The organism is Candidatus Methylomirabilota bacterium (assembly GCA_035709005.1).
Taxonomy (GTDB): domain Bacteria; phylum Methylomirabilota; class Methylomirabilia; order Rokubacteriales; family CSP1-6; genus 40CM-4-69-5.
In genome coordinates this window covers 1-26,578 of record DASTFB010000053.1, presented here as the reverse complement: position 1 = coordinate 26,578, position 26,578 = coordinate 1, and the positions used below count along the sequence as shown (strand labels likewise).

Below are 26,578 nucleotides of genomic sequence, written 5' to 3'. Positions count from 1 at the left end.
CTCCCCGCGTGAATGGGGGAGGTTTGGAGGGGGCGCGTCGCGTGCCCCCCTCCAACTCAATAAACCACCCGCAGCAGCGTGAGCCCGTGCGCCGGCGCCGTGGGCCCGGCGCGCCGGCGGTCCCGACCGGCCAGCACCTCGGCTACCCATTCCGGAGGCCGTCCGCCGCGTCCCACCGCCACCGCGCTACCCACGATGATGCGCACCATGTGGTGGATGAACCGGTCCGCCGACACGAGCAGCGCCAGCCGTCGGCGGCGGCGGACCACGTGCAGCGCCCGCACCACGCAGATCGGCGTCGCGGCCCGGCCGGCCGCCGCGCAGAAGGCCGAGAAGTCGTGGCGGCCCCGCAGCGGCGCCAGCGCCCGCCGCATGGTCGCTACGTCCAGTGGCGCCGGCACGTGCCACGCGTACCGCAGGAGCAAAGGATTGGGCACGGGTCCGTTGTCGATCAGATAGGCGTAGCGCTTGCCGGTGGCAGACCGACGGGCATCGAAGCTGCGATCGACGTCGGCGACCTCCACTACCCGGATGTCGGCCGGCAGGCCGGCGTTCAGGGCGCCGCGCACGGCGGCGGGGGGCAGGCGGCAGTCCGTGCGCACGGCCGCGACCTGGCGCAGCGCGTGGACGCCAGCGTCCGTTCGGCTCGCCCCGGTGAGGCGGACGTCGGCTCCCAGCAGCGGCCGCGCGGCCCGGAGCAACGCGCCCTGCACCGTGACGGCATCGGGCTGCACCTGCCAGCCGGCGTAGGCTGTGCCGTCATAGGCGAGGACGAGACGCAGGACGCGCGGGGGCCCGATGCGAAGGGCTTAGCGCCGGGACGCGCCCGGCGGCACGAGGGCGAGCCACACGACCGCCACCAGCACGAACAGCACGACGTTGACGATCACCGCCACGTGGTACCGCGTGTGCGACCCGAAGCGGCGGTGGTAGAAGCGCCGGAGGCCGATGGCGCGGCCCGTCCTAAGTGCGGAGCAGCAGCTCGGCGATCTGCACGGCGTTGGTGGCGGCGCCCTTGCGCAGCTGGTCGCCCACCACCCAGAAGTTGAGCCCGCGGGGGTGCGAGAGGTCTTCCCGGATCCGCCCCACCCAGCACTCGTCCTGGCCTTCCACCAGCACCGGCATGGGGTAGCGCTGCTCGGCCGGGTCGTCCCAGACCTTGAGCCCGGGGAAGCGCGCGAGCGCCTCCCGCGCCTGGTCGGCGCTCACCTTCGCCTCGGTCTCGGCGTTGACGGCGACCGAGTGGCAGGTGAACACCGGCACCCGGACGGTGGTCGGCGAGACGAGGAGGTCCGGCGCCTCGAGGATCTTGCGCGTCTCGTTGACGAGCTTCAGTTCCTCGCCCGTGTAGCCGTCCGGCCCGAAGCGGTCGATGTGCGGGATGAGGTTGAAGGCGAGCTGGTGCGCGAAGTGCCGCGGCACGATGGGCTCGCCGCGCGCCCAGGCCCGCGTCTGCTGGCGGAGGTCCTCCAGGCCCTGGACGCCCGCTCCGGAGGCGGACTGGAAGCTCGTCGCCACGACCCGGCGCAGCCGCCCGACGTCGTGCAGCGGTTTCAGCGGCATCACGGTGATGATCGTGGTGCAGTTGGGGACGGCCAGGATCCCCTGGTGGCGTCGGGCCGCGTGGCCGTTGATCTCCGGAACGACGAGGGGGACCTGGGGGTCCATCCGGAACGCGCTGGACTTGTCGATCACGATGGCGCCGGCCCGGCGGACCATGGGCACGAACTCTCTGGCCTGGTCCGAGCCGGCCGAGCAGAAGACGAGGTCCAGGCCGCGGAAGGCCGGTTCCTCCACCCGCCGCACGGCGAGGGCTTCACCACAAAAGGTGACCGTCGTGCCGACCGACCGCTCGGAGGCGAAGCACCGCAGCTCCCGCACGGGGAACTTCCGTTCCTCGAGCACCCGCAAGGTCGTCTGCCCGGCGGCCCCGGTAGCGCCGACCACGGCGATGGCCAGGCCCGTGGCCATCAGTACTGCGCCTCCAGCTCTTTCACGATGAGGTCTCCCATCTCCCGCGTGCCCACGCCCCGCGCCCCCGGGGACGCGATGTCGCGAGTGCGGTGCCCCTGCTCGAGGACCCGCACGACCGCGGCCTCGACCCGGTCGGCGTCGTCGGGCCGATCGAGCGAGTGCCGCAGGAGCATGGCGGCCGACAGAATCGCGGCGATCGGGTTGGCCACACCCTGGCCCGCGATGTCCGGCGCCGTGCCGTGCACGGGCTCGTAGAGTCCGATCTCGCCGCCCAGCGACGCCGAGGGCAGCATCCCCATCGAGCCGGCCAGGACCGCCGCCTCGTCCGACAGAATATCGCCGAAGGTGTTCTCGGTGACGATCGTGTCGAAGTGGGTGGGCCGCTGGACCAGGGCCATCGCGCAGTTGTCGACCAGCACGTGCTCGAGAGCGACGTCGGGGAACTCCTTGCCCAGACGCGTGACCACCTCCCGCCAGAGCGTGGACACGGCCAGCACGTTGGCCTTGTCCACCGAGGCCAGCCGCTTGCGCCGCCTGCGGGCCACCTCGAAGCCGACCCGGGCGACCCGCTCGATCTCCCGGGTGGTGTAGACCATGGTGTTGACGCCGCGGGCGCTGCCGTCGGCGAACACCTCCACGCCGCGCGGCTCGCCGAAGTAGAGCCCGCCGGTGAGCTCCCTGATCACCATGATGTCGGTCCCCGCCACCACCGAGGGCTTGAGCGGCGAGGCGTCGACCAGCATCGGGAAGCAACGGGCCGGCCGCAGATTGGCGTAGAGGTCGAGCTCCTTGCGCAGGGCCAGCAGCCCCCGCTCGGCCCGCTGCTCCTGCGGCAGGCCGTCCCACTTCGGCCCGCCGACCGCGCCGAACAGGATGGCGCCAGCCTGCCGGCACAGGCGCAGGCTGTCCTCGGGCAACGGCGTGCCCCGCGCGTCGATGGCGGCGCCGCCGATCAGGGCCTCCTGGAACTCCAGCCCGAGACCGGCCCCCTTGGCGACGGTCTGGAGCACACGCACGGCCTGGGGGACGACCTCCTGGCCGATGCCGTCACCGGGCAGCACGGCGATCCGGAACGTGGCCATTATGGACCGACGTCTTTCATGCGCTGGGCGCTCGAGTGCACCAGGCGGTTGAGGGCGTTGAGGTACGCCCGCACGCTGGCCTCCACGACGTCGGTGGAGGCCCCCTTGCCGGACACGAGGGTGCCGTCGAAATCCACCTTCACCGACACCTCGCCGATGGCGTCCTTGCCGGAGGTGGCGGCGCGGAGGGCGTAGTCGTTCAGCCGCCCCTTGGTTCCGGTGATCGCGTCGATGGCGGCCAGCGCCGCGTCGACGGGGCCGTCGCCCACGCCCGAGTCCTGATAGAGCTGCCCCTCCCGGCGCAACCGGACGGTGGCCGAAGGCACGATGCCGGTCCCGCTGATGACGTGCAGGTAGTCCAGCTCGTAGGCCTCGGGAAGCTTGGTGGCCTCGTCGGTGACGATGGACACGAGGTCTTCGTCGTAGACTTCCTTCTTGCGATCGGCCAGGTCCTTGAAGGCCCGGAAGGCCCGGTCCAGCTCGGCCCCGGCCAGGTCGAAGCCGAGGTCCTTCAGCCGGGCGGCCAGCGCGTGGCGCCCCGAGTGCTTGCCCAGCACCAGCTTGTTGGAGGCCCGCCCGATGTCCTCCGGGCGCATGATCTCGTAGGTGAGCTTCTCCTTGAGGACGCCGTCCTGGTGGATCCCCGCCTCGTGGGCGAAGGCGTTCTCCCCGACGATCGCCTTGTTGGGCTGCACGTGGACCCCGGTGATGTGGCTGAGCAGGCGCGAGGTCCGGAAGATCTCCTCGGTCTTCACCCGCGTGTCGATCCCGAAGAAGTCCTTGCGGGTCCGCAGGGCCATCACGATCTCTTCCAGCGAGGCGTTGCCGGCGCGCTCGCCGATGCCGTTGATGGTGCACTCGACCTGCCGGGCCCCGTTCATGATGGCGGTCAGCGAGTTGGCCACGGCTTGTCCGAGATCGTTGTGGCAGTGGACGGACAACACCACCCGATCGATTCCGTCGACCTGCTCGCGGATGCGCGCGATGCGCTCACCCCACTCCCGGGGGATGGCGTAGCCCACCGTGTCCGGGATGTTGATCGTGGTGGCTCCGGCGCCGATGACGGCCGACAGGACATCGCACATGTACTCGAAGTCCGAGCGGGAGGCGTCCTCGGGGGAGAACTCCACGTCGTCGCAGTAGCCGCGAGCGTGGCGCACGGCCTCCACCGCGGCCTTCATGACCTCGGCGCGCGACTTCCGCAGCTTGTACTTCAGGTGGATGTCGGACGTGGCCACGAACGTGTGGATCCGGGCCCGCCGGGCGTACTTGACGGCCTCCCAGCAGCGATCGATGTCGGCCAGCCCGACCCGGCTCAGCCCCCCGATGATCGGCGCGCCTTCCAGAGTCCCCACCTGGCGGGCGACCTCCCTGGTGGCCTCGAAGTCCTCCTCCGAGGAGATGGGGAACCCGGCTTCGATGACGTCCACGTTGAGCCGGGCGAGCTGGCGCGCCATCTCCAGCTTCTCCATGGTGTTCATGGAGAAGCCCGGCGCCTGCTCGCCGTCTCGCAGCGTCGTATCGAAGATCACCACACGGTCCATCCGTCCTGTCGACTGGTCCATCTCAAGACACCTCGTTGGTCCCCAGCTCTCCGGTCAGCGGAGCCGCGCGGCCGAGCACCAGCCGCCGCACCGGGCCCGACAGGGCATAGCCGCCGAAGAGCAGGGACAGGAACACCTCGTAATTGGTGGCCACGATCATGAGCCCCAGCACCACGATGAGCAGGCTCCGCACGGGGTAGCGCCGGGCGATGTCGATCTCCTTGAAGCTCCAGTAACGGAACGTGGAGACCATGAGCAGCGCGACCACGTACGTGCCGGCGGCCAGCGCCACCTTGACCCACGCGTCGAGCGCGCGGTCGTTCACCAGCAGCACGGCGGAGGCGACCAGGCCCGCGGCGGCCGGCGTGCTGAGTCCTATGAAGAAGCGCCGATCCACGCTGCCCGTCTGCACGTTGAAGCGGGCCAGCCGGAGCGCGCCACAGATCACGAACAGAAAGGCGCCGAACCAGGCCGGGCGGCCCAGGTCGCGCAGGGCCACCGCGTAGAGCAGGAACGCCGGGGCCACGCAGAAGGAGACCACGTCGGCCAGCGAATCGAACTCGACGCCGAACTGGCTGGTGGCCTTCATGAGCCGGGCCACGCGGCCATCCAGGAGGTCCATCACCATCGCCACGAAGATGGCCAGCGCCGCCTCCGGGTAGCGCTGGTTGGCGGCCAGCAGCATCGAGAAGAAGCCGCAGAAGAGATTGCCCGTGGTGAGCAGGCTGGGGAGCAGGAAGATCCCGTGCCGGCGCTTTTCCCGGAGCTCCTGCCAGCGCCGCCGCCGCGGCCCCCGCGTTGCCGGGCGCCTGATCATTGTAGCGGGGGCCGCGTGCCCGGCACGGGGCGTGGGTGGGCTGCTCTAGGCACGCGTGGCTGCGTTCTCTTAGACCGATTGTTGATTTGTAGCGGGGGCCGCGTGCCCGGCACGGGGCGTGGGTGGGCTGCTCTAGGCACGCGTGGCTGCGTTGTTCTAGACCGATTCTTCATCTCGGTCCCCGCGTTCATCACACCAGGAACCCCAGGACGGTGACGCCAGCCACCACGCGCTGGCCGGGGCGGACGCGGATGTCGGTTCCCTGGGGCACGAGGCAGTCGGTGCGCGAGCCGAAGCGGATCATCCCGATGCGATCGCCGGCCGCCACCTTGTCGCCGGCGCGCACCCGGCACACGATGCGCCGGGCCGCCATGCCGGCGATCTGCACCACCGTCACCCGGGCGTTGTCACCCTGCAGATGGATCACGCAGCGCTCGTTGATCCGGCTGGCCTCGGCCTTCCAGGCGGCCAGGAAGCGCCCCCGCTGCTGGCGCGTGTCCACCACGAGGCCGCCGATGGGCGCCCGATTGACGTGGACGTCCAGCGGCGAGAGGAAGATGGACACCCGCACGCCCGGCCCCACCCACTCGTCGCTGTCCTCGACGATCTCGCGCACGGTGCCGTCGGCCGGGGCCAGCACTGCGTTGGCCGCCGCCGAGACCTCCCGCTCGGGGTCACGGAAGAAGCCGAGCGAGGCCACCGAGGCCGCCGCGAACGGCGCGGCCAGCCGCCGGCGGCCGGTGAGCCAGAGCCCGGCCGCGATCGCCGCCGGCCCCAGGACGAACGGCCAGCCCTCTCGCGCGATCGGAATCCGTCGTGTGCGTTTCTTTTTACCCACTTCACCCTCACCCCATTCGCGGGGGCTTGATCCATGACATCATGGCCCGAAGCCGCTTGCCAACCTCTTCGATCGGATGCTCGGCGTCCCGCCGGCGCATGGCCAGGAACGAGGCGCGATTGGCCTGGTTCTCCAGCACCCACTCGCGTGCGAACTGCCCGGACTGGATCTCGGCCAGGATGCGGCGCATCTCGGCCTTCGTCGCGTCGTTCACGATGCGGGGGCCCCGGCTGTAGTCGCCGTACTCCGCGGTGTCCGAGACGGAGTAGCGCATGTAGGCCAGGCCGCCCTGATAGAACAGGTCGACGATGAGCTTCATCTCGTGCATGCACTCGAAGTACGCGACCTCGGGCTGGTAGCCGGCCTCGACCAGCGTCTCGTAGGCCGCCTTGATGAGGTGCGAGATGCCGCCGCACAGGGTCGTCTGCTCGCCGAAGAGGTCGGTCTCGGTCTCCTCGCGCACCGTGGTCTCCAGGACCCCGGCCCGGGTGCACCCGACGCCCTTGGCGTAGGCCAGGGCCAGATCTTTGGCCCGCCCGCTGACGTCCTGCTGCACGGCCAGCAGGGCCGGCACGCCGGGGCCCTGCGTGAAGAGGTCGCGCATGACGTGCCCGGGCGCCTTGGGGGCGATCATGGAGACGTCCACGTCGGGCGGCGGCACCACCTGGTTGAAGTGCAGGCTGAAGCCGTGCGCCACCATGAGCATCTTGCCCTTGCTCAGCGCGCTCCGGATCGATTCCTCGTAGGTCGAACGGTGGACCTGGTCGGGGAGCAGGATCATGACGATGTCGCCCATCTGGGCGGCCTCGGCCACCGTGGTGACCCGCAGACCGTCCTTCTCGGCCTTGGCCCAGCTCTTCGACCCCTTGTAGAGCCCGACCACGACGTCCTGGCCCGAGTCCCGGAGGTTCAGCGCGTGGGCGTGACCCTGGCTGCCGTACCCGACGACCGCGATCTTGCGCCCCTTGAGCAGCCCCAGGTCGGCGTCCTGGTCGTAGTAGATCTTTGCCGGCATTCCTCTCGTCCTTTCTCGTCTAATCGGCGAAGCCGACCACGCGGGGGTCCTCCGACACGCGCGGCCGTCGCGGCCCCTCGGCCTTGCGGCGCGTCTTGGGGCCGCGGGCGATGGCGACTTTCCCCGTGCGCACGAGCTCCTGGATGCCCATCGGACGCAGTAGCTCGATGAGCGCCTCCAGCTTCTCCTCGTCCCCGGTGGCCTCCAGCGTGAAGCTCAGCGGTGTCACGTCGACCACCTTGGCCCGGAAGATGTCGACGGTCCGGAGGATCTCCGCCCGGTGCTGGGGCTCGGCGTTCACCCGGACGAGCATCAGCTCGCGCTGGACGTGGTCCTCGTCGGTGAGATCCGTGACCTTGATCACGTCGATGAGCTTGTGCAGCTGCTTCATCACCTGCTCGATGACGAACTCGTCGCCGTTCACCACGATGGTCATCCGGCTCACCGTGGGGTCCAGCGTCTCGCCCACCGACAGGCTCTCGATGTTGTAGCCCCGGGCCGAGAACAGCCCGGCGACCCGGGAGAGCACGCCGAAGCGGTTCTCGACCATGACCGAGATGGTGTGCTTGCGCGGCCCGCCGCCATTCTGCATCTCAGAACCCCGTCTGGGCGCGGGCGGCCTTCTCTTTGACCGCCCGGCTGGGCCGCTCGAGGATCATGTCCTTGTTGGCGCCGCCCGCCGGCACCATGGGGAACACGTGCTCCCAGCGGTCGACCTGGACGTCGACCACCACCGGCCCCGGCGTGGAGAAGGCCTTCTCGAGGGCGGGCACGACCTCGGCCGGCTTGGTGGCCCGGATCCCCACGCAGCCGTAGGCCTCGGCCAGCTTCACGAAGTCCGGGCTGCGGTCCAGGTCGATGGCCACGAAGCGGCCCTTGTAGATGATCTCCTGCCACTGGCGCACCATGCCGTGCCCGCCATTGTTGATGATGATCGTCTTCACGGGCAGGTTGTGGTCGTAGCAGGTCGCCAGCTCCTGGCTGTTCATCACGAACGAGCCGTCGCCGTCGATGTTGATGACGAGGGCCCCGGGATGCGCGGCGGCCACGCCCATCGCGGTGGGGAGGCCGTATCCCATGGTCCCCAGCCCGCCCGACGTGCACCAGTGCCGCGGGTACTTGAACCGGTAGTACTGGGCGGCCCACATTTGATGCTGGCCGACGCCGGTGATGATGTAGGCCTCGCCCCGGGTCAGGTTGGAGACCTCCTGCATCACGTACTGGGGCTTGATCAGGTTGTCGTCCCACTCGTAGTGCAGCGGATGCGCTTGCCGCCACTCGCCGATCTGGGCCAGCCACTGCTTGCGCGCCTGCCCGCCGAGCGAGACGGGCTCGCCGGCCAGCTCCTCGCGAACGGCGTCCACCAGCCCCCGCAGCACGCGCCGGCAGTCTCCCACGATGGGCACGTGGACCTTGATGTTCTTGGAGATCGACGAGGGGTCGATGTCGATGTGGATGATCTCGGCTTTGGGGGCGAAGAGCTCGACCTTGCCGGTGACCCGGTCGTCGAAGCGGGCGCCCACCGCGATGAGGACGTCGGCGTTGTGGACGGCCATGTTGGCGTAGTAGGTGCCGTGCATCCCCAGCATGTCGAGCGCCAGTGCGTGCTCGGAGGGGAAGGCGCCCAGGCCCATCAGCGTCGTGGTCACCGGGATCTGGGTCAGCTCGGCCAGCTCGCGCAGCTCGGCGGAGGCGTCGGAGGCGATGACCCCGCCGCCCACGTAGAGGACCGGCCGCCGGGCGGCCAGCATCAGCCGGGCCGCCTTCTTGATCTGCCCGGGGTGACCGTCGTACGTGGGGTTGTAGGAGCGCAGCTGCACGCGCTCCGGCCACACCAGCTCGGCCTCCTTCACCAGGACGTCCTTGGGCAGGTCGATGTGCACGGGGCCCGGCCGTCCGGTGGCCGCGATGTGAAAGGCCTCGCGGATCATCGGCCCCAGGTCGCGGCCGTCCTTCACCAGGAAGTTGTGCTTGGTGCAGGGACGGGTGATGCCGCAGTTGTCGGCCTCCTGGAAGGCGTCGTTGCCGATGAGGTGCGTGGGGACCTGGCCCGTGAAGGCCACGATCGGGATGGAATCCATGTAGGCGTCTTGCAGCGCGGTGACCAGGTTCGTCGCCGCCGGGCCGGAGGTCACCATGCAGACGCCCACTTTGCCCGTCGTGCGCGCGTACCCTTCGGCGGCGTGGCCGGCGGCCGCCTCCTGGCGGACCAGGATGTGGCGCAGCCCCTCGAAGTCGTAGAGGGCGTCGTAGATGGGAAGGACTGCGCCCCCAGGCAGGCCAAAGACCGTCTCCACTCCTTCCCGCTTGATGCACTCCAGAACCATCTGCGCGCCCGACATTCTCACGTCAGTCCCTCCGTCAGCGGTCGTGTCGCTCTACAGCAGGCCGGCCGTGGCCAGCACTTCCTTGATGTCCTCGATGGCATCGCCGTCGGGCGTGCCCAGCGGCGGGCGGCAGGGGCCGCCGTAGAAGCCCTGCAGGTCCAGGGCCGCCTTGAGCCCGCCGATCCCGTAGCGGCCCGCGATCCCGCGATCGGCGGGCATCATCCGGGCCGCGATCTCGCGCGCCTCCTCCCACCGCCCGGCTTTGGCCAGGGCGTACACGTCACACCACTCCCGGGCCGAGATGTTGCCCAGGGCCAGGATGCCGCCGGAGACGCCGATGGCCAGTCCCGGCAGCAGCGCGGAGGCCGCGCCGACCAGGACCGAGAAGCTCTTGGGCGTCTGGTCCAGGATCTGGGCGCACTGCGGGATGTTGCCCGAGGAGTCCTTGATCCCGCACACGTTGGGGTGGGCGGCGATCTTGGCGACGGTCTCCGGCTCCAGGTTGATGCCGGTGTTGAGGGGGAAGTTGTAGATCATCACGGGCACGGGCGAGGCGTCGGCCACGGCCAGGTAGTGCCGGGCCTGGGCCTCGGGGCGCCCGAACGGCCGCGTGAAGTAGTGCGGGGTGATCACGATGACGGCGTCGGCGCCCAGCTCGGCCGCCCGCTTCGACTGCTTGATCGTGTGCAGCGTGGAGTTGGTCCCGGTGCCGGCGATGAACCGCTTGTCCCGGGGGATCGCCTGGCGGGCCGCCGCCAGCACCCGATCGCGCTCGGCCTCCGAGAGCATGGGGAACTCGCCGGTCGAGCCGAGCACGACGTAGCCGGCCAGCGCCGTGGCGTTCCACCGGCCCAGGTTGGCGGCCAGGCGGTCCACCGTCACGTCATCGCCGCGGAAGGGGGTCGGGACTGGAATGAAGACGCCGTCGAAGCTAGGCATGGGACTCTCCTCCGGCCGCCCCGCGCTCCTTGAGGCGGGCCTGGGCGGCAGCGAGACGGGCGATGGGGATCAGGAACGGGGAACACGACACGTACGTCATCCCGACCTGGTGGCAGAACTCCACGGACGAGGGCTCACCCCCGTGCTCGCCGCAGATCCCCACCTTGAGGTCCGAACGGGTGCGGCGGCCCCGCTCGATCCCGATCCGGATCAGCTCGCCAACACCCTCCCGGTCGAGGACTGCGAACGGATCGTGGGCCAGCAGGCCCTTCTGCAGATAGTCGGGCAGGAACTTGGCCACGTCGTCCCGGCTGTAGCCGAAAGTGAGCTGGGTGAGGTCGTTGGTACCGAAGGAGAAGAACTCGGCGTCCCGCGCGATCTGATCCGCGATCAACGCCGCCCGGGGCACCTCGATCATCGTGCCGATCGTGTACCTGACGGGCACGCCCATCTCGGCCACCACCCCGTCGGCGATGCGCTTGGTCTGCTCGTGGGTGAGCCGCATCTCCCCGACGGTGCCCGTCAGGGGGATCATGATCTCGGGCTCGACCTTTCCCCCCTGCTCGGCCACGGTACAGGCGGCCTCCATGATGGCCCGCACCTGCATCCCGTAGATCTCGGGGTGGGTGATGCCCACGCGGCAGCCGCGGTGGCCGAGCATCGGGTTGGCCTCCTGCAGCGAGCGGACCTTGGTCATCATCTCCTCGAGCCGCTGCCGGGCCGGGCTGATCCCCCGGGCCTCCAGCCGCGTGTACTCCTCCAGCAGGTCGGTGTAGCGCGGCAGGAACTCGTGCAGGGGCGGGTCGAGCAGCCGGATGGTGACGGGCAGCCCGTCCATGGCGCGGAAGATGCCGACGAAGTCGTCACGCTGCAACGGCTGCAGCTTGGCCAGGGCGGCGCGCCGGGACGCCGAGTCGCCGGCCATGATCATCTCGCGCACCAGGGGGATCCGCTCCGACGTGAAGAACATGTGCTCGGTGCGGACCAGGCCGATGCCCTCGGCGCCGAACTCCCGCGCCTTTTGCGCGTCCTCCGGCGTGTCGGCGTTGGCCCGGACCCCCAGACGGCGATAGCGGTCGGCCCAGTCCAGGACCGTGCGCAGCTCGGTGTGGATCTCGGGCTCGATGGTCGTGACGGCGTCGAGGATGACCTCGCCGGTGTTGCCGTCGACGGAGATCACGTCGCCTTCCCGGACGTTCCGGCCGCCCGCCACGAAGATTCGGCGCTCCAGGTCCACCGCCACGTCGCCGGCGCCCACCACGCAGGCCTTGCCCATGCCCACCGCCACCACCGCGGCATGGGAGGTGCGTCCGCCGCGCGCCGTCACGATGCCCTGGGACGCGTACATGCCGGCCACGTCCTCCGGCGACGTCTCGGGGCGCACCAGGATGACGCGCCGGCCGGCCCGGGCCCACTCCACCGCCCGGTCGGCGTCGAAGACCACCTCGCCCACCGCCGCGCCGGGAGAGGCCGGCAGCCCTCGGGCCAGCAGGCGCTGGGCCTGGATGGCGCGCGCCTTGTCCTGCTCGTCGAAGACCGGATGCAGCAGCTCGCCCAGGCTCTGCGGCCGCACCCGCAAGAGCGCCGTGTGCTGGTCGATCACGCTCTCGCCGACCAGGTCCACGGCCACCCGGACGGCGGCCGCCGCCGAGCGCTTGCCCGAGCGGGTCTGTAGCAGGTAGAGCGTGCCCTCCTGCACCGTGAACTCGATGTCCTGCATGTCCTTGTAGTGCCGCTCCAGCCGGGTGGCGATGTCGAGCAGCTGATCGTAGATCTCGGGCATCCGCTCGTGGAGCGCCTCGATGGGCAGCGGCGTGCGCAGCCCGGCCACCACGTCCTCGCCCTGGGCGTTGGGAAGAAACTCGGCGTAGAAGCGCCGCTCGCCGGTGCGGGGATCGCGGGTGAAGCCGACGCCCGTGCCCGAGGTCTCCCCGAGGTTGCCGAAGACCATGGCCATCACGGTCACGGCCGTGCCCCAATCGTCGGGGATGTCGTGGATGCGCCGGTACTCCACCGCCTTCTTGGCGAACCAGGAGTCGAACACGGCGCTGATGGCCAGGCGCAGCTGCTCGTGCGGATCTTGAGGAAACGGGTGGCCCGTCCGCTCGCTCACGATGTCCTTGAAGGTCTGGGTCAGCTTGCGCAGCTCCGAGGCGGGCACCTCGGGGTCGCTCTTGACCCCCAGGCGGGCCTTCACGGCGTCGAGCTGCTCGTCGAACGTCTCGCGCTTGATCCGGAGCACCACGCTGCTGAACATAGTGATGAACCGGCGATAGCAGTCCCAGGCGAAGCGCTCGTTGCTCGTGCGCGCGGCCAGGCCTTCCACGGTGGCATCGTTCAGCCCGAGGTTGAGGACCGTCTCCATCATGCCCGGCATCGACACGCGCGCCCCCGAGCGCACGGAGACGAGCAGGGGCTGCCGGGCGTCGCCCAGGGTGAGGCCGACGTCCTGTTCGAGCTTCTGCAGCCCGGCCAGCACCTGGTCCCACAGCCCTTCCGGCCATTGCTGCCCGGCGCGGTTGTAGCGCGCCCAGGCCTGGGTGGTGATCGTGAAGCCGGGGGGAACGGGGATTCCGAGGTTGGTCATCTCGGCGAGCTCGCAGCCCTTGCCGCCGAGCAGGTTGCGCATGAGGGAGGAGCCCTCGGCCTTGCCCCGGCCGAAGGAATAGACGTACTTGGTCATGGCTCCCTCCACTCCTCCCAGGCCAAAAAAGCGAGGGCCACGGGTGCCGCCCACCCGTGGCCCTCACATCGCTTCCGCCACGGGCCCCGCTCCTGCCCGTGGCATCCGTCGCGCGCTAGGTCGCGGATGCTCCGGGCAGGCCCGGCAGCGCCAGGAGAATAAGGCCCCGCGACAGGACGCGTAAAGTCATTTCACGGGAGTATACGGGCCGTCCCTGGCCCGCGTCAAGGCAGGGTGCGGCGCCCTCAGCGGCTCTTCGCCCGCCGGGCCACGGCCTCGGGGCCCAGCACCAGGGCCTCCACGGCGATCACGTGCTCGCGCATGGCCTGCTCGGCCGCGCTCGCCTGACGACGGCGGATGGCGTCGAGCACGCGCTGGTGGTCCTGGTGGGAGCGCTGCGGACGACCCGGGGTGTGCAGCGACTCCTCCCGGCCTTGCGTGAGCAGGTCCATGATCGCGTGCACGAGCCGGGTGATGACCTGGTTGTGGGCGGCGGCGGCGATGGCCGAGTGGAACTGGTCGTCCTGGAGAAGACCCGTGCCCCCGCGGTCGATCTCCTTGGCCTGCTCGTCGAGGATGCGCTCCATCTCCTGGATCTCGTCCGGGGTGGCCCGGCGGGCCGCCAAGGCGGCGATGGCGGGCTCGAGCAGCCGCCGCGCCTCGAAGAGGTCGCCGATGGCCTCGCGCTGAGTGGCCAGCACCAGGGCCAGCGGCTCGATCAGCGCCTCCACGGACACCTCGCGCACGAACGTGCCTTCGCCGGGCCGGATCTCCACGAACCCCAGGCTCTCCAGGGCTCGCAGCGCCTCCCGGACGGAGGTGCGACTGACCACGAACTTCCCTGCCAGGTCTCGTTCGGGGGGCAGCTGGTCACCGCTCTTGAGCCGCCCCTCGGCGATCATGGCCTTGATCTGGCGGACGATCTCCTCGTAGATGCGGGTCGACTTGATCGGTTCCAACGCCATCTCGCGCGCGCCCCGGCCCTCCGGTCGGCGTCTCGCCGTGCTCATGGAACTCCTCCCGTGGTCGCCCTCTTCGCTCGGACCACCAGGACCGGGCAGGGCGCGTCGTTCAGCACCGCCTCCGAGACGCTGCCGAGCACGAGGCGCATCATCGTCCCCACGCCGCGGGCGCCGACGACGACCAGCCCGGCGCCCCGCTTGCGGGCCGTCTCCACGATCTTCTGAGCCGGCCGGCCCTCGGAGAGGACCGTCTCCACCGGTGTGGCCCGCTCCCGGAGCTCCGCGGCCGCCTGCGCGACCGCCTCCTGCATCTCGCTCCGCCGCCGCTCGCCCAGCTCCCGAGCGGCCTGGCGCACCTGCGCGCTCAAGGCGACCGGCTTGGCCCTCGGCCATCGGACCGGCTCGACGACCCCGAGCACGAGCACGCCGCCTGCGAGCTCGAGGCCCAGCGCGGCGAAGTAGCGAACCGCTTCCAGCGCGTGCGAAGAGCCGTCCACCGCGACGATCGTCGTCTCGGTCCGGGCCGCGCTCCCCTTCACGACGAGCACCGGGCAGGGCGCGTGGCGCACCATCGCGCGGGAGACGCTGCCCAGCAGGAAGCGACGGACGCCGCCGAGCCCGGCCGCGCCCACCACGAGGAGGTCGGCCCGCTCGGCCTCGGCGAGGCGCGCGAGCTCCTCGCGCGGGTCGCCGTCGAGCACGCGCCCGTCCGCCTCGGGCCAGCGCGCGGACAGCGCCGCCCGTGCCTCCCCGACCGCGCGCTCGGCCACGCTGGTGGCCACGGCGCGCAGCCGCTCGGCCTCCCCGCCGGCGACCGCGGGGGGCCCGGCCACCACGCTCACCACGGTGACGGTCGCGCCCGCGCCGGGGAAGGACCGAGCGAGCCAGTCCACCGCGGCGCGGGCACCGCTCGAGCCGTCGGTGGCGACGAGAACGCGCATGCTCACCTCCCGACGCCGGCGCTCATGCGCGCGGCAAGACCCAGATCGCCATGCCGATCGCGTAGCAGATGATCGTGGACAGCACGACGAACGGCACGCTCCAGCGGAGGAAGGTGCCGACCGAGATCGTCATCTTCTCTTCCCGCTCGCAGATGTTGAGCGCCACGTACAGCGCCGGCGCCCCCGCCACCGTGAGATTCGAGCCCAGCGTTCCGGCCCAGAGGAGCATCCACCAGAGCGGCCACGGATCCACCCCCTGCTGCCCGAGATCGCGGATCGTGTAGAGGAACGTGAGGATGTACGCGTCGTGCTCGACGATGCCGACGATCGGCACCGTGACCCAATACAGCAGCGTGGCGCCTAGGGCGAGGTTGGCCACGAACATGGGGATGAGCACGTGGGCGAGCCGCTCGAGGACGCCCGTCTTCTCGACCGCGCCGACGAGGGCGAAGAGGCCGATGTAGAAGAGGATCGCCCGCCAGTCGAGCTCCGCCAGGATCGCCTCGAACTCCGGCCGCTCACGCCCGCGAAAGAGCACCTCGACCACCAGCACTGTCAGCACGGCGCCGCTCATGGCGATGAAGCCGAGCTTGACGCCGAAGAGCTCCCGCAAGGCCATGGCGACGATCGTCAGCACGAACATCCCCACCACCGTCAGGGCGAACCGCAGATGGGGAATCCGGGCGCTGGCGTCCAGCGCGTTCGCGGCCGTCCCGGCGCCGACCGGACGGGGGTTCCCGGACACGCTCGCCGCGGCCTGCGGCGTCCGGACGCCGTACGTCCGGAAGCCGTAGAGGTACATGCCGCCCAGCGTGGCCAGGAACGTGACCAACAGGATGGGGAACGAGGACGGCAAGCCCTGGTGCCAGATGAAGTCCACGAACTCCGCCCCCGAGACGCTGTGCAGCATCTGGGGCGGCAGGTCGCCCAGCAGCATGGCCGAGCCCATGAAGTTGGCACTGAAGCCGATCATGAGGATCACCGGCGTCAGCGGCAGACCCAGGTGGCGGACCAGGGGCAGCGCCACCGGCGCGAACATGAGGATGACGACCACGTTGTCGACCACCATCGAGACGAGGCCCGACAGCAGCGACAGGATCATCACCAGGAGCCCGCCGTGGCCGCCGGACAGTCGCAGGGCCTGAATGGCCAGCCACTCGGGCACCCCGGATTTCCCGAAGTACCCGGCGATGATCCAGATGGAGATGAGGATCGCCATGACGTTCCAGTCCACGAGCAGGAACGCCTCATCCTCGGTGACCACCCCCACCCAGACCATGAGGGCCACGCCGAGGAGCGCGGTCAGGGCTCGATCGATCCAGCCGCCGATGACCGTGACGATGGCGGCCACGAAGATGCCGAGGGCGAGCCAGGCCGTCAGGTCCATGCGGTCTCAGTCTTCCTCGCCGCAGATCACCGGGGCGGCCAAGCGGTCATGACTCGCGCGAGGCGGCCCGCCCGGTGGGCTCGGCGCCGGCGGGCAGCGTCCCATGTCCGCGCAGCCGCCGCCACCAGGGGGTGATGACGGGCAGCGCGAAGAAGAACAGGGCCAGGGCCGTGATGACGGCCGTGATGGGCCGGGTGAGGAAGATCGTCAGCGAGCCCTGGGACATGATCAGGCTCTGCCGGAGGGCGTTTTCCGACATGTCGCCGAGCACGAGGGCCAGCACCAGCGGGGCCAGGGGATAGTCGAGCTTCTTGAAGACGTAGCCCACCACGCCGAAGATCAGCATGTACCAGATGTCGATCATGCTGTTGTGGACGGCGTAGGCCCCGATGGAGCAGATGACGACGATCAGCGGGGCCAGGATGGCGAACGGGATTCTCAGGATGGCCGCGAAAAACGGCACCAGCGTGAGGACCATGAGCACGCCGATGACGTTGCCAGTGTACATGCTGGCGATCAGGCCCCAGACGAACTCGGGGTTGTCCACGAACAGCATCGGGCCCGGCTGCAGCCCCCAGATGATGAGCCCGCCCAGCATCACCGCCGCCGTCGGTGAGCCGGGAATGCCCAGCGTGATCATCGGCAGCATGGCCGCCACACCAGCCGCGTGCGCCGCCGTCTCCGGCGCCACGATCCCCTCGAGCTCCCCCTTGCCGAAGCGCTCGGGGTGCTTGGAGAAACGCTTGGCGAAGGCGTAGCTCATGAACGAGGCCGGCGTGGCTCCGCCTGGCTTGAAGCCCATCCAGAAGCCGATCACCGAGCCCCGTACGAACGTCCGGTAGTACCGGGGCAGGATCTTCCAGGTGTCGAACACGACGCGGGTGTTCATCCGGGCCGGGGCACCCTGAAACCGCAGGCCCTCCTCCACGGACAGCAGGATCTCGCCGATCCCGAACAGCCCGATCACGGCCACGATGAAGTCGAAGCCCTTCATGAGGTCGACGAATCCGAAGGTGAGCCGGAGCTGGCCGGTGACGATGTCCAACCCCACCGAGGCCAGGCTGAACCCGATCAGGATCGAGGCCAGCGACTTCAGCGGGTTGCCCCCGCCCAGGCCCACGAACGAGGAGAACGTGAGGAGCTGGATGGCGAAGAACTCGGGCGGCCCGAACTTGAGCGCCACCTCGGCCAGGATAGGCGCGAAGAACGTGATCAGCACGATCGAGAAGAAGGCCCCCACGAAGGACGAGGTAAAGGCGGTGGTGAGGGCCTGCCCGCTCTGGCCCTGCTTGGCCAGCGGGTAGCCGTCGAAGGTGGTGGCCACCGACCACGGCTCGCCCGGGATGTTGAAAAGCACCGAGGTGATGGCGCCGCCGAACAGCGCGCCCCAGTAGATGCACGTCAGGAGGATGATGGCCGAGGTCGGCGGCATGGTGAAGGTCAAGGGCAGCAGAATGGCCACCCCGTTGGCCCCGCCCAGGCCCGGGAGCACACCGATGATCGTCCCCAGGAGCACGCCGATCACCGCGATGAAGAGGTTGAACGGCGTGATGGCGACCTGAAAGCCCAGGAGCAGGTTGTCGAGCCCCACTTGCTCAGTACCCCAGCCAGTCCTCGAGCGGACCCTTGGGCATCGGGACCAGGAACCACTGCTCGAAGACGACGAAGGCGAGCACCGGGACGACCACCGCGATGCCCAGGACCGTCAGCCAGCGGTGGCGGCCGACCCAGCGCATGTAGAAGGCCAGATACACGGCGGCGGCAACGTAGAGGCCGAGCCCCGACCAGGGGCCCGGAGGATCGGTCAGCACGATGAAGCCGGTCAGAGGAGCGAGCACCTTCAGGACCGGCCCGATCTGCCGGCGCGTCACGAAGGGCGTGGCGCCATGCCGGACGAGGGCCTGGACGAACACGACGACGCTGATGCCGATGAGCAGGACCGCCAGCCAGAAAGGAAAGAACCCGCTCCGCGGCCCCTCGATCCCCCACCCGAAGCCGAGCCGGGCGGCGTCGTAGAGCACGACGCCGCCCAGGCCGGCCAGGATCGCCGCGGTGATGAGGTCGGCAGCCCGCATCTACTTCTTGACGAGCCCGCCCTTCGCCATCAACTCCTTGTGGAGCTGCTCAGCCCCCTCGACCCACTTGACGTATTCGGCGCCCGTCGCGAACGAGCCCTTGAGGGCGCCCTTGTGCAGGTAGTCCTGGAACTCCGGGGTGTCATACACCTTCTTGAGGAAGCCGATGTACCAGTCGACGGCCTCTTTCGGCATGTCCGGGGGACCGAAGATGCCGCGCAGCATGTTGTACTGGATGTCGAGGCCGAGCGCCTCCTTGACGGTGGGGATCTCCTTCCAGTCCTTGTCGGGAACGCGCTCGGGGTCGAAGACGGCCAGGGGCCGGACGCGCCCGGCCTTCCAGTGGCTCACGCACTCGATGGGGTTGTTCACCGTGGAATCGACGTGCTTGCCCACGAGGTTCACGCACACGGTGCCCCCGCCCTTGAACGGCACGTACGTGAACTTGAGCCCCAGGGCCTGCTCCAGCTGGACCGTGATGATCTGGTCTTCCTGCTTGGAGCCGGTGCCGCCCATCTTCATGCCCGGGCTCTTCTTCACGGCCTCGACGTACTCCTTGGCCGTCTTGTAGGGAGTCTCGGCGTTGACCCACAGGATGAAACGATCGAGAGCCATGCGCGCGATGGGCGTGTAATCGCGCCAGTTGAACGGCGTCCCGGTGGCCAGCGGGGTCGTGAAGAGGTTCGACAGCGTGATGATGATCGTGTGGGCGTCGCCCTTCTTACCCTTCACGTGCATGAACCCCTCGGCGCCGGCTCCTCCGGACTTGTTGACGACCACCAGGGGCCGCGGCGTGAGCTTGTGCTTCTCGGCGAGGCCGGCGATGAGCCGAGCCATCTGGTCGGCGCCGCCGCCGGTGCCGGCCGGGATCACGAACTCGATCGGCTTCGACGGCTCCCAGGCGGCGGCCGGTCCGGCCACCGCGCCGACCGCCAGGAGCACGGCCCAACACAGCAGGACACGCCAGTCACGGGTCATGGGAGTACCCTCCTCTCCCGGCGCTCCGGTAGCCGGAGCCCGGCGACATACGAGAAACGCGACGGGGCCGAGCAGCGTTCCGCGCTCGGCCCCGAGTCGGGTGGTGATCGACGACCACCAACGTCTTGCGCTACTTCGCGGCCAACGTTGCCTTGGCCGCGTCGATCCGCCGGAACGGGACGACACCGGGGATCTCCCACTTGTCCCACATCTCGTCGACTTTGGCTTGGAAGTAGGCGAGGTCCTCTTCGGTGAAGTGCGCGAAGCGGCCCTGCTTGAGGAGGTACTCGCGGACCGGCTTGCGCTGGCGACCCTCGGTGATCGCCTTGGTCTTGCCGTAGTATTTCACGTTGCCGTCATCGACCTCGTAGAGCGGGAAGAGGCCGGTCTCCACCGCCAGCTCGCCCAGCTCATGCGAGAGCATCGGATCGTAGTCCCAGCCCTTGGGGCACGGGTCGAGCGAGTGTATGAAGGTCGGGCCGCCGATGCTGAGCGCCCGCCGCACCTTGTTCATCATCTCCACCGCGTAGGAGGCGCATACCGTGGCCACGTACCGGCACTCGGGGTGGCCGGCGGCCATCATGCCGGCCATGTTCTTCTTCCAGCGGGTGTGCATGATGCGCTTGGCCTTGCCGGGCGGGCTGAACGTGGTATGGGCGCCGTAGGGCGTCATCCCCGACAACTGGATGTCGGTGTTGGCATACGACTCGTTGTCGTAGAGCAGGATCAGGGAGTTGTACTCCCGATGGGTCAAGGTCGCCGAGATCGCGCCCACACCCATGTCGGCCCCGCCACCGTCACCGCAGAAGGCGATCACGTTGATGGGCTCGGCCTTCATCTTGCCCTTGCGCATGAGCGCCTTGAGGCCGGCGGCCGTCCCCAGCGCCGCGGACCCCGAGGAGCCCAGCTGCGTGTGCATCCACGGCACCACCCAGGGAGTGGTGTAGTACGTGGTGTTGGCCACGTACATGCACCCGGTCGAGCCGAGCACGATCGTCCGGGGACCGGCCGCCTTCACCATCAGCTTCATGACCAGCGCGGACTCGCACCCCTGACACGTGCGGTGCCCGGAGGTGAAGTACTCCTCGATGGTGACCCGCTTGATCCCCTTGAACGGTTCGAGGATCTGCGTCGCGTTCGAGAACGTCGTCTCCGCCATACGCCTCTCCCTCTATTCCCGGACCCCGAGCCAGTGGGTCTTCGCGTCGGATTTGCCGGATTGCGCCGCATTGTAGCAAAGCTCGGTCGCCTTGTAGACGTCCTCCAGTGTCACTTCTCGCCCGCCTAGACCGCCGATGAAGCTGAGCAACGGGGGCCGCTTGGGCGCGTTGTAGAGGGCGGCACGGATCTCGTTGGCCACCACACCCGAAGCGAACGGTGAGCCGAACGAGTAGTCGCGGTCGATGACGCCGATGGCCTGGGCCTTCGTCAGGCTCTGGGCCAGCTGCTCGTAGGGGAAGGGGCGGAACCAGCGCAGCCGCACCAGCCCCACTTTCTTGCCCTGCGCCCGCATATTGCGGATGCCGACCTTGATGGGCAGCGAGATCGTGCCCATGCCGATCAGGATCACGTCGGCGTCCTCGGTCATGTACTCCTCGAACCAGGGGTTCTCGGGACCCCGGCCGAAGACCCGTCGGAAGTCGGCGTAGGCCTCCTCGATGACCGTGTAGGCCCGCTTCATGGCCTCGTCGTTCTGGCGCCGGATCTCGATGACCCAGTCCTCGTTGGCCTGCGGCGCCACCGTGATCGGGTTGTCCGGATGCAGCTGCAGATCGCCCCGATCGTAGCGGGGCAGGAACTTGTCGACCTTCTCCTTGGGCGGCACCAGCGTGAGGGCCTGGGAGTGCGTGAGGAACGCCCCGTCGGCCGAGATGGCCAGGGGCAGGAAGATCCGGCGGTCCTCGGCCACCCGATAGGCGATGAGGGTGGTGTCCAGCGCCTCCTGAGAGGTGTCGATCCACACCAGCAACCAGCCCAGGTCGCGGACGAACAGCGCATCGTTGTGCTCGACGCCGAAGGCCCCGGGGTCGTCCAGGGCCCGGTTGCCCACGAGGGCCACCATGGGCACGCGCAGCGGCGGCGTCACCACCAGGCACTCCATCGCATACGCCCATCCCACCCCGGAGGAGCCGCAGAAGACGCGGGCGCCCACCGTGGAGGCGTGCTTGACGATCTCGAACTGGCTGTGCTCACCCTCGGCCACGATGTACTCGGCGACCAGCTGGCCGCCGGAGATCTTCTTGGCGATCGCCTGCATGACCGTGTCGTAGGGGCGGATGGGATAGGCGGTGACGACGTCGATGTCGGCCAAGGTCAGGGCCTCGGCCACCGCCTCGCTGCCCGAGATCAGGAGCTCTCTGTCTTCACCGGCGGCACGGGCCGCTGTCGTGGCAACTGCCATAGATCCTGCCTCCTCTAACAGGGCGCGGGCACCCGGGCTTCGCCACGCCCGCGCCCCGCCGGTACCACCCGTTCGCCCATGTCGATCGCGCTGCGTGAGTCCCGACTCACCGCGCTGTCTCTCCCCGCCTTACGCCTACACCGTCTTGTGCTCGGCGTTCTCGCCCGGGATGCCGGCGGTGATCTCCACGCCTCCCACGTCCAGGTCCTGCTTGAGCTCCTGCTCGTACTGCCCGCGGAACCGGAAGCCGTGCGAGCGCACCGTCGCATTCTTGTTGCCGATCTTGTCCTGCATCCAGGCCTTGTAGCCCGCCTTGTCCTTGCGCCACATCTCCCACTGGCTGGCGTTGTCCTCGAACAGCTGCTCGTTCACCATCGTGATGCAGTTCTCGACCGGGCAGACCGCCTCGCACACACCGCACCCGCAGCAGGCCTCCATGTTGGCGTCGAAGGTGCCGTCCGGCATGACGTCGAACACGGAGTCGGGACAGGCGATCCAGCACAGGTTGCACTTCACGCAGGTATCGAAGTCGATCACCGGCCGCATGGTGCGCGTGGTGAACTTCTTGAAGTAGGGATTGCGCTCCGGCACGTAGCCCTTGCCGCCCTCCTTGGGCTTGCCGATGGGGATGGCCGGAATGGTGACACCCTCGCGCATCTCCCACCACCGGGGCATCTCGAAGGCATACGGCGTCTCGGCGTTCCCCTGGCCGGGCTTGATCGCGCGCGACTCCAGGCGGTCGTGGGCCTTGCGGGCCGAGGCCACCTTGAGATCCGAGCCCCACTCCGACTCCTGGATGGCCTGACACACGGCGTCCAGGCTCAGGAAGTTGGGAGCGATCTTGGCCAGGGCCCCGAGGATCCGGGCCTCCGTGTGGTCTTCCTTGTATACCCACAGGCCCGAGAACGAGGCCTTGGCCCGGAGCAGACTGAGCGTCCAGGGGGCGTCCTTCTGGTGGATGTCCTTGAGCAGGGCGTCGATCGGCTGCAGGGACGTCATCAGGACGGTGCCGTTGGGGGCGGTCAGTCGGTTGATGGGCTGCAGCCCGTACCAGGCCCAGGATTCCACGCCCTTGGCCAGCGTGTCGTCCACGCAGATGGTGACGTCCACCTGCTTGGGCTCGTAGCGGGCCATGTTCTGCTCGAGCTCTTCCTTGGTGTCGGCGACGATGGCGAAGTCCTTGGCGGGGATCCCGTTGCGCTGGGGGCTGTCACCGTAGCGCCCGAACGCGATCCCCCAGCGGCCTGCCTTGCGGGAGCTGAGGACGATGCCGCGCGCGATCCGCGCGGCGAGGTTCTTTTGAAAGATGCCGCGATAGACAACCTCGCACGTCAACGCTGCCATGCGGTCCTCCTACACCAGGGATGACTGGTCGGCTGGTCTGACCGCACTATGCCTATGGTCGCTCCTGCCTGTCAAGGCCCGCGCGCGGCCGGCGCGGCGGCCGACTAAGCGACCCGGCCGAGGAACTTCACCACGGCGTTGGTGAAGGCTTCGGGCTGCTCCATGTTGGACAGATGGGCCGCCGAGGGAATGACCACGAGCTCGGAGCCCTTGATCTGCTCGTGAATCGTCCGGGCGGCGGCCACGGGCGTGCCCTGATCCTCCTCCCCCACGATCACCAGCGTGGGCAGGCGGATGGCCGAGAGCCGATCCGTGAGGTCGAGCCCGGAGATCGCGTGGCAGCAGCCGGCGTAGCCGCGAGGGTCCGTCTCGCGAATCATCGTGCGGACGCGGTCGACGACCTCCGGCCGGCGCTGGCGGAATGGCGCGGTGAACCACCGTTCCACGGTCGGCTCGACGATCGGCTCCATCCCCTGGGTCTCGGCCGTGCGGATGCGAGCTTCCCAGGTGGGCTTCGCTTCGGCCGGCACACGGCTGGTCGTGTCGCAGAGGATCAGGCTGCGCAGACGGCCGGGGGCCCGGAGCGCCAGCGTCTGACCGATCATTCCGCCCAGCGACAGGCCGAGCCACTGGGCCCGGTCGGTCCCGAGCGCGTCCAGAAGCCCGACGGCATCGTCGGCGAGCTGGTCGAGCGTGTAGGCGCCGGGGACCACCTCGCTCCCGCCGTGGCCCCGCGTGTCGTAGCGCAACACGCGGAAGCTCCGGGTGAGCGCGGCCACCTGCGGCTCCCACATGCCGAGGTGGGCGGCCAGCGAGTGGCTGACCATCACGACGGGGGCGGTCGCCGGTCCCTCGAGGGCGTAGTTCACGGTGATCCCGTTCGCCTTGGCCTTCATCGGTTCATCTCCCCTGGACGTCGATGGTCCACTGCAGCGCCTCGGCCGCCCGCCCGTCATGGGCGCGTCCCCGCCGGCGCAACTCGGCGATGACGCGACGCCGCGCCTCCGCCGGGCGGTTCTGGCCGAGCTTGAATTTGGCCCGGCGCCGCGTGATGGTCAAGTGGACCGCGGCCAGCCGCTCCAGCGCGCCGGCGTAGAGCGGATCCGCGGGGTCCAGAGCCCGGTAGCCGCCTTCCGGCTGGTAGCGAGCCAGGAGACGTCGTTGCTGGGCCGCCACCGCCGCCGGTGTCTCGATGACCCTGGCCGTGCACTCGAAGATCACCGTACGGTGGTACGCGGTGGCCGAGCCCGCGTACTCCGCGTTGACCCAGTACGAGGGAATCACCGCCAGGACTTCATCCACCTCGAACAGGCACCGCGGCCGGACCTTCAGATCGGCGATCTGCTCGTCGGTCCGCACGAGGTGCACCTCCACCGCGTCACCTTCGTAGACGAACGGGTAGAGGCCGATGTGCGGGGTGCCGTCGTCGCCCACCGTCACCAGCCGACCCAGTTCCTGGGCCAGCACGACTCGATCCACCTCCGCGGCCGGGATGTCCGAGTAGTAGTCGTGGAAGATCATCGGCCGCGGCTCCGGGCGACCAGGTCACAGAAGTACTGATGGACGGCCTGGTCCTCGGTCAGCTCCGGATGAAACGTGCCGACCAGCACGCTGCCCTCCTGCACGAGGACCGGATCGCCCCCATGGCTGGCCAGCGTCTGCACACCGGGGCCCAGTGAGCGGATCCGCGGAGCCCGGATGAACACCATCTCGATGGGCACGCGGCGGTCGGCCAGCAGCGCCTCGCCGGCGGCCTCGAACGACTCGCGCTGCCGGCCGTAGGCATTGCGCTCGATGCCGATGTCGATCAGCCCCAGCGAGAGCTGGCGCGGATTCTCGACCTCCCGGGCCAGCACGATGGCCCCGGCGCAGGTGCCGAAGAGCGGCCGGCCCTCGGCGTGAAACTTCTCGAGCGCCGGCAGGAACTGCCACTCCTCCATGAGGCGCAGCAGCGTCGTGCTCTCGCCGCCCGGCACCACCAGGCCGTCGAGGCCGGCCAGCTCGCTCGGCTTGCGGACCTCCACCACCTCGATGTCGCCCCGGCACCGGGCGAGCGCCCGGGCGTGCCGGGCGAAGTCGCCCTGCAGCGCGAGGACACCGATCCTCATCGTGACCTCCGGCGCGTTACCAGCCGCGCGTCTGAAGCAGCTCTTCCTTGGGGAGCTTGGAGGTCTCCAGCCCCACCATCGCCTCACCGAGCTCCTCGCTCACGCGGGCCAGGACGTCGGGGTCCTTGCAGTGGGTGGTGGCCTGCACGATCGCCCGCGCCCGGCGCGGCGGATCCTGCGACTTGAAGATGCCCGAGCCCACGAAGACGGCCTGGGCCCCGAGCTGCATCATCAGGGCAGCGTCGGCCGGCGTGGCGATGCCGCCAGCCGAGAAGTTCGGCACGGGCAGCTGCCCGTGCTGGGCCACCCAGCGGAGCAGCTCGTAGGGCGCGCCCAGCGTCTTGGCTTCGGTCATCAGCTCCTCCGGGCCCAGGGTGGTCAGGCGGCGAATGCCGCTCGTCACCGCCCGCATGTGCCGCACGGCCTCGACGATGTTCCCCGAGCCCGCCTCGCCCTTGGTCCGGATCATGGCCGCGCCCTCGCCGATGCGTCTGAGCGCCTCCCCCAGATCGCGGGCCCCGCACACGAAAGGAATCCGGAACTGGAACTTGTCGATGTGGAAGTGCTCGTCGGCCGGGGTCAGCACCTCGGACTCGTCGATGAAGTCCACCCCCAGCGCTTCCAGGATCTGAGCTTCGACGAAGTGGCCGATGCGGGCCTTGGCCATGACGGGGATGGTGACGGCCTTCTGGATCTCCCGGATCTTCTTCACCGAGGCCATGCGGGCCACGCCGCCGTCGCGGCGGATGTCCGCGGGGACCCGCTCGAGCGCCATGACCGAGGCCGCGCCCGCGTCCTCGGCGATCTTGGCCTGCTCGGCATCGGTCACGTCCATGATCACCCCGCCCTTGAGCATCTCGGCGAGGCCGATGTGCTTGCGATCCGCGATCCGCAACCCGTTCAATTCACTCATGGTAGTTGTCTCCTTGTACAGGGCATGGGCACCCGGGCTGTCGCCACGCCCATGCCCCGCCGAGATCTCACGCTCGCTTAATCATCGAGTTCCCGCGTGCGCCCGACTGCGCACCACGTCGTCCTCGCCGTTACACTAGCGGGAGCGCGGCGCGCTCCAGGATGGGCGGGGGCGCGGGACGTTTGAGGGCCTCCCTGATGACTTCGCCGAGCCGCTTCACGCCCTCGTCGATCCGGTCCGCGCGCACCGC

At 69.4% G+C, this 26,578-nt stretch carries 24 protein-coding genes; all 24 read right to left on the bottom strand.

Annotation, left to right across the window (positions count from 1 at the left end; all coding sequences use genetic code 11):
• Nucleotides 1-56: 56 nt before the first annotated feature.
• Entirely contained in the window at nt 57-782 is a 726-nt protein-coding gene (truA, locus tag VFR64_08175; protein ID HET9489713.1) for a tRNA pseudouridine(38-40) synthase TruA, read from the bottom strand.
• Nucleotides 783-963: 181 nt separating this feature from the next.
• The gene (locus tag VFR64_08170; GenBank protein HET9489712.1) at nt 964-1,971 is read right to left on the bottom strand and encodes an aspartate-semialdehyde dehydrogenase; all 1,008 of its coding nucleotides are present in this window, start codon (nt 1,969-1,971) and stop codon (nt 964-966) included.
• The gene (gene leuB, locus VFR64_08165; GenBank protein ID HET9489711.1) at nt 1,971-3,056 is read right to left on the bottom strand and encodes a 3-isopropylmalate dehydrogenase; all 1,086 of its coding nucleotides are present in this window, start codon (nt 3,054-3,056) and stop codon (nt 1,971-1,973) included. The genes VFR64_08170 and leuB overlap by 1 nt, the downstream gene beginning before the upstream one ends.
• Nucleotides 3,056-4,621, bottom strand: coding sequence for a 2-isopropylmalate synthase (locus tag VFR64_08160; protein ID HET9489710.1), 1,566 nt, complete (start codon nt 4,619-4,621; stop codon nt 3,056-3,058). Before VFR64_08160 ends, leuB begins: the two co-directional genes overlap by 1 nt.
• A gap of 1 nt (nt 4,622) precedes the next feature.
• Complete coding sequence (gene pssA / locus VFR64_08155; protein ID HET9489709.1) at nt 4,623-5,417, bottom strand: CDP-diacylglycerol--serine O-phosphatidyltransferase; 795 nt, start codon at nt 5,415-5,417, stop codon at nt 4,623-4,625.
• Between the two features lie 190 nt (nt 5,418-5,607).
• On the bottom strand, nt 5,608-6,255 hold the full coding sequence (locus tag VFR64_08150) for a phosphatidylserine decarboxylase (GenBank protein ID HET9489708.1): 648 nt from the start codon (nt 6,253-6,255) through the stop codon (nt 5,608-5,610).
• A 7-nt stretch (nt 6,256-6,262) separates the two neighbouring features.
• Nucleotides 6,263-7,270 carry a ketol-acid reductoisomerase gene (gene ilvC / locus VFR64_08145; GenBank protein HET9489707.1) on the bottom strand — a complete coding sequence of 336 codons (1,008 nt, stop codon included), beginning with the start codon at nt 7,268-7,270 and terminating at the stop codon, nt 6,263-6,265.
• Nucleotides 7,271-7,289: 19 nt separating this feature from the next.
• Nucleotides 7,290-7,862, bottom strand: a complete 573-nt coding sequence (gene ilvN / locus VFR64_08140; protein ID HET9489706.1) for an acetolactate synthase small subunit — start codon at nt 7,860-7,862, stop codon at nt 7,290-7,292.
• Between the two features lies 1 nt (nt 7,863).
• Nucleotides 7,864-9,612: a biosynthetic-type acetolactate synthase large subunit gene (ilvB, locus tag VFR64_08135; GenBank protein ID HET9489705.1), complete on the bottom strand. Its 1,749-nt coding sequence runs from the start codon at nt 9,610-9,612 to the stop codon at nt 7,864-7,866.
• Nucleotides 9,613-9,648: 36 nt separating this feature from the next.
• Nucleotides 9,649-10,536, bottom strand: a complete 888-nt coding sequence (locus VFR64_08130; protein HET9489704.1) for a dihydrodipicolinate synthase family protein — start codon at nt 10,534-10,536, stop codon at nt 9,649-9,651.
• A complete protein-coding gene (gene ppdK, locus VFR64_08125) occupies nt 10,529-13,219 on the bottom strand; it encodes a pyruvate, phosphate dikinase (GenBank protein HET9489703.1) in 2,691 nt (896 codons plus the stop codon). The genes VFR64_08130 and ppdK overlap by 8 nt, the downstream gene beginning before the upstream one ends.
• A 245-nt stretch (nt 13,220-13,464) precedes the next feature.
• Nucleotides 13,465-14,229, bottom strand: a complete 765-nt coding sequence (locus tag VFR64_08120) for a FadR/GntR family transcriptional regulator (protein ID HET9489702.1) — start codon at nt 14,227-14,229, stop codon at nt 13,465-13,467.
• Entirely contained in the window at nt 14,226-15,122 is an 897-nt protein-coding gene (locus VFR64_08115) for a universal stress protein (protein HET9489701.1), read from the bottom strand. Before VFR64_08115 ends, VFR64_08120 begins: the two co-directional genes overlap by 4 nt.
• Before the next feature lie 22 nt (nt 15,123-15,144).
• The gene (locus VFR64_08110) at nt 15,145-16,509 is read right to left on the bottom strand and encodes an SLC13 family permease (protein HET9489700.1); all 1,365 of its coding nucleotides are present in this window, start codon (nt 16,507-16,509) and stop codon (nt 15,145-15,147) included.
• Between the two features lie 46 nt (nt 16,510-16,555).
• Nucleotides 16,556-18,100, bottom strand: a complete 1,545-nt coding sequence (locus VFR64_08105; GenBank protein ID HET9489699.1) for a tripartite tricarboxylate transporter permease — start codon at nt 18,098-18,100, stop codon at nt 16,556-16,558.
• Between the two features lie 4 nt (nt 18,101-18,104).
• Nucleotides 18,105-18,584: a tripartite tricarboxylate transporter TctB family protein gene (locus VFR64_08100; GenBank protein HET9489698.1), complete on the bottom strand. Its 480-nt coding sequence runs from the start codon at nt 18,582-18,584 to the stop codon at nt 18,105-18,107.
• Nucleotides 18,585-19,562 (bottom strand): tripartite tricarboxylate transporter substrate binding protein, encoded by a 978-nt coding sequence (locus VFR64_08095; GenBank protein HET9489697.1) that lies wholly within the window; start codon nt 19,560-19,562, stop codon nt 18,585-18,587.
• A gap of 130 nt (nt 19,563-19,692) precedes the next feature.
• Nucleotides 19,693-20,721, bottom strand: a complete 1,029-nt coding sequence (locus VFR64_08090) for a thiamine pyrophosphate-dependent enzyme (protein ID HET9489696.1) — start codon at nt 20,719-20,721, stop codon at nt 19,693-19,695.
• Nucleotides 20,722-20,733: 12 nt separating this feature from the next.
• Nucleotides 20,734-21,963: a pyruvate ferredoxin oxidoreductase gene (locus VFR64_08085; GenBank protein ID HET9489695.1), complete on the bottom strand. Its 1,230-nt coding sequence runs from the start codon at nt 21,961-21,963 to the stop codon at nt 20,734-20,736.
• Between the two features lie 135 nt (nt 21,964-22,098).
• Nucleotides 22,099-23,307, bottom strand: a complete 1,209-nt coding sequence (locus VFR64_08080) for a 4Fe-4S dicluster-binding protein (protein ID HET9489694.1) — start codon at nt 23,305-23,307, stop codon at nt 22,099-22,101.
• A 104-nt stretch (nt 23,308-23,411) separates the two neighbouring features.
• Nucleotides 23,412-24,203 carry a 3-oxoadipate enol-lactonase gene (pcaD, locus tag VFR64_08075; protein ID HET9489693.1) on the bottom strand — a complete coding sequence of 264 codons (792 nt, stop codon included), beginning with the start codon at nt 24,201-24,203 and terminating at the stop codon, nt 23,412-23,414.
• 4 nt (nt 24,204-24,207) lie between these two features.
• Nucleotides 24,208-24,828, bottom strand: a complete 621-nt coding sequence (locus VFR64_08070) for an FMN-binding negative transcriptional regulator (protein HET9489692.1) — start codon at nt 24,826-24,828, stop codon at nt 24,208-24,210.
• Nucleotides 24,825-25,415: a pyridoxal 5'-phosphate synthase glutaminase subunit PdxT gene (pdxT, locus tag VFR64_08065; protein ID HET9489691.1), complete on the bottom strand. Its 591-nt coding sequence runs from the start codon at nt 25,413-25,415 to the stop codon at nt 24,825-24,827. The genes VFR64_08070 and pdxT overlap by 4 nt, the downstream gene beginning before the upstream one ends.
• A 16-nt stretch (nt 25,416-25,431) precedes the next feature.
• Complete coding sequence (pdxS, locus tag VFR64_08060) at nt 25,432-26,328, bottom strand: pyridoxal 5'-phosphate synthase lyase subunit PdxS (GenBank protein ID HET9489690.1); 897 nt, start codon at nt 26,326-26,328, stop codon at nt 25,432-25,434.
• Between the last annotated feature and the right edge of the window lie 250 nt (nt 26,329-26,578).

Excerpts from the sequence above, each read along its gene's own strand:
- VFR64_08170 (HET9489712.1), bottom strand. The coding sequence starts at position 1,971 with ATGGCCACGGGCCTGGCCATCGCCGTGGTCGGCGCTACCGGGGCCGCC.
- leuB (HET9489711.1), bottom strand. The coding sequence starts at position 3,056 with ATGGCCACGTTCCGGATCGCCGTGCTGCCCGGTGACGGCATCGGCCAG.
- VFR64_08160 (HET9489710.1), bottom strand. The coding sequence starts at position 4,621 with ATGGACCAGTCGACAGGACGGATGGACCGTGTGGTGATCTTCGATACG.
- pssA (HET9489709.1), bottom strand. The coding sequence starts at position 5,417 with ATGATCAGGCGCCCGGCAACGCGGGGGCCGCGGCGGCGGCGCTGGCAG.
- ilvC (HET9489707.1), bottom strand. The coding sequence starts at position 7,270 with ATGCCGGCAAAGATCTACTACGACCAGGACGCCGACCTGGGGCTGCTC.
- ilvN (HET9489706.1), bottom strand. The coding sequence starts at position 7,862 with ATGCAGAATGGCGGCGGGCCGCGCAAGCACACCATCTCGGTCATGGTC.
- ilvB (HET9489705.1), bottom strand. The coding sequence starts at position 9,612 with ATGTCGGGCGCGCAGATGGTTCTGGAGTGCATCAAGCGGGAAGGAGTG.
- VFR64_08130 (HET9489704.1), bottom strand. The coding sequence starts at position 10,536 with ATGCCTAGCTTCGACGGCGTCTTCATTCCAGTCCCGACCCCCTTCCGC.
- ppdK (HET9489703.1), bottom strand. The coding sequence starts at position 13,219 with ATGACCAAGTACGTCTATTCCTTCGGCCGGGGCAAGGCCGAGGGCTCC.
- VFR64_08120 (HET9489702.1), bottom strand. The coding sequence starts at position 14,229 with ATGAGCACGGCGAGACGCCGACCGGAGGGCCGGGGCGCGCGCGAGATG.
- VFR64_08115 (HET9489701.1), bottom strand. The coding sequence starts at position 15,122 with ATGCGCGTTCTCGTCGCCACCGACGGCTCGAGCGGTGCCCGCGCCGCG.
- VFR64_08110 (HET9489700.1), bottom strand. The coding sequence starts at position 16,509 with ATGGACCTGACGGCCTGGCTCGCCCTCGGCATCTTCGTGGCCGCCATC.
- VFR64_08100 (HET9489698.1), bottom strand. The coding sequence starts at position 18,584 with ATGCGGGCTGCCGACCTCATCACCGCGGCGATCCTGGCCGGCCTGGGC.
- VFR64_08095 (HET9489697.1), bottom strand. The coding sequence starts at position 19,562 with ATGACCCGTGACTGGCGTGTCCTGCTGTGTTGGGCCGTGCTCCTGGCG.
- VFR64_08090 (HET9489696.1), bottom strand. The coding sequence starts at position 20,721 with ATGGCGGAGACGACGTTCTCGAACGCGACGCAGATCCTCGAACCGTTC.
- VFR64_08085 (HET9489695.1), bottom strand. The coding sequence starts at position 21,963 with ATGGCAGTTGCCACGACAGCGGCCCGTGCCGCCGGTGAAGACAGAGAG.
- VFR64_08080 (HET9489694.1), bottom strand. The coding sequence starts at position 23,307 with ATGGCAGCGTTGACGTGCGAGGTTGTCTATCGCGGCATCTTTCAAAAG.
- pcaD (HET9489693.1), bottom strand. The coding sequence starts at position 24,203 with ATGAAGGCCAAGGCGAACGGGATCACCGTGAACTACGCCCTCGAGGGA.
- VFR64_08070 (HET9489692.1), bottom strand. The coding sequence starts at position 24,828 with ATGATCTTCCACGACTACTACTCGGACATCCCGGCCGCGGAGGTGGAT.
- pdxT (HET9489691.1), bottom strand. The coding sequence starts at position 25,415 with ATGAGGATCGGTGTCCTCGCGCTGCAGGGCGACTTCGCCCGGCACGCC.
- pdxS (HET9489690.1), bottom strand. The coding sequence starts at position 26,328 with ATGAGTGAATTGAACGGGTTGCGGATCGCGGATCGCAAGCACATCGGC.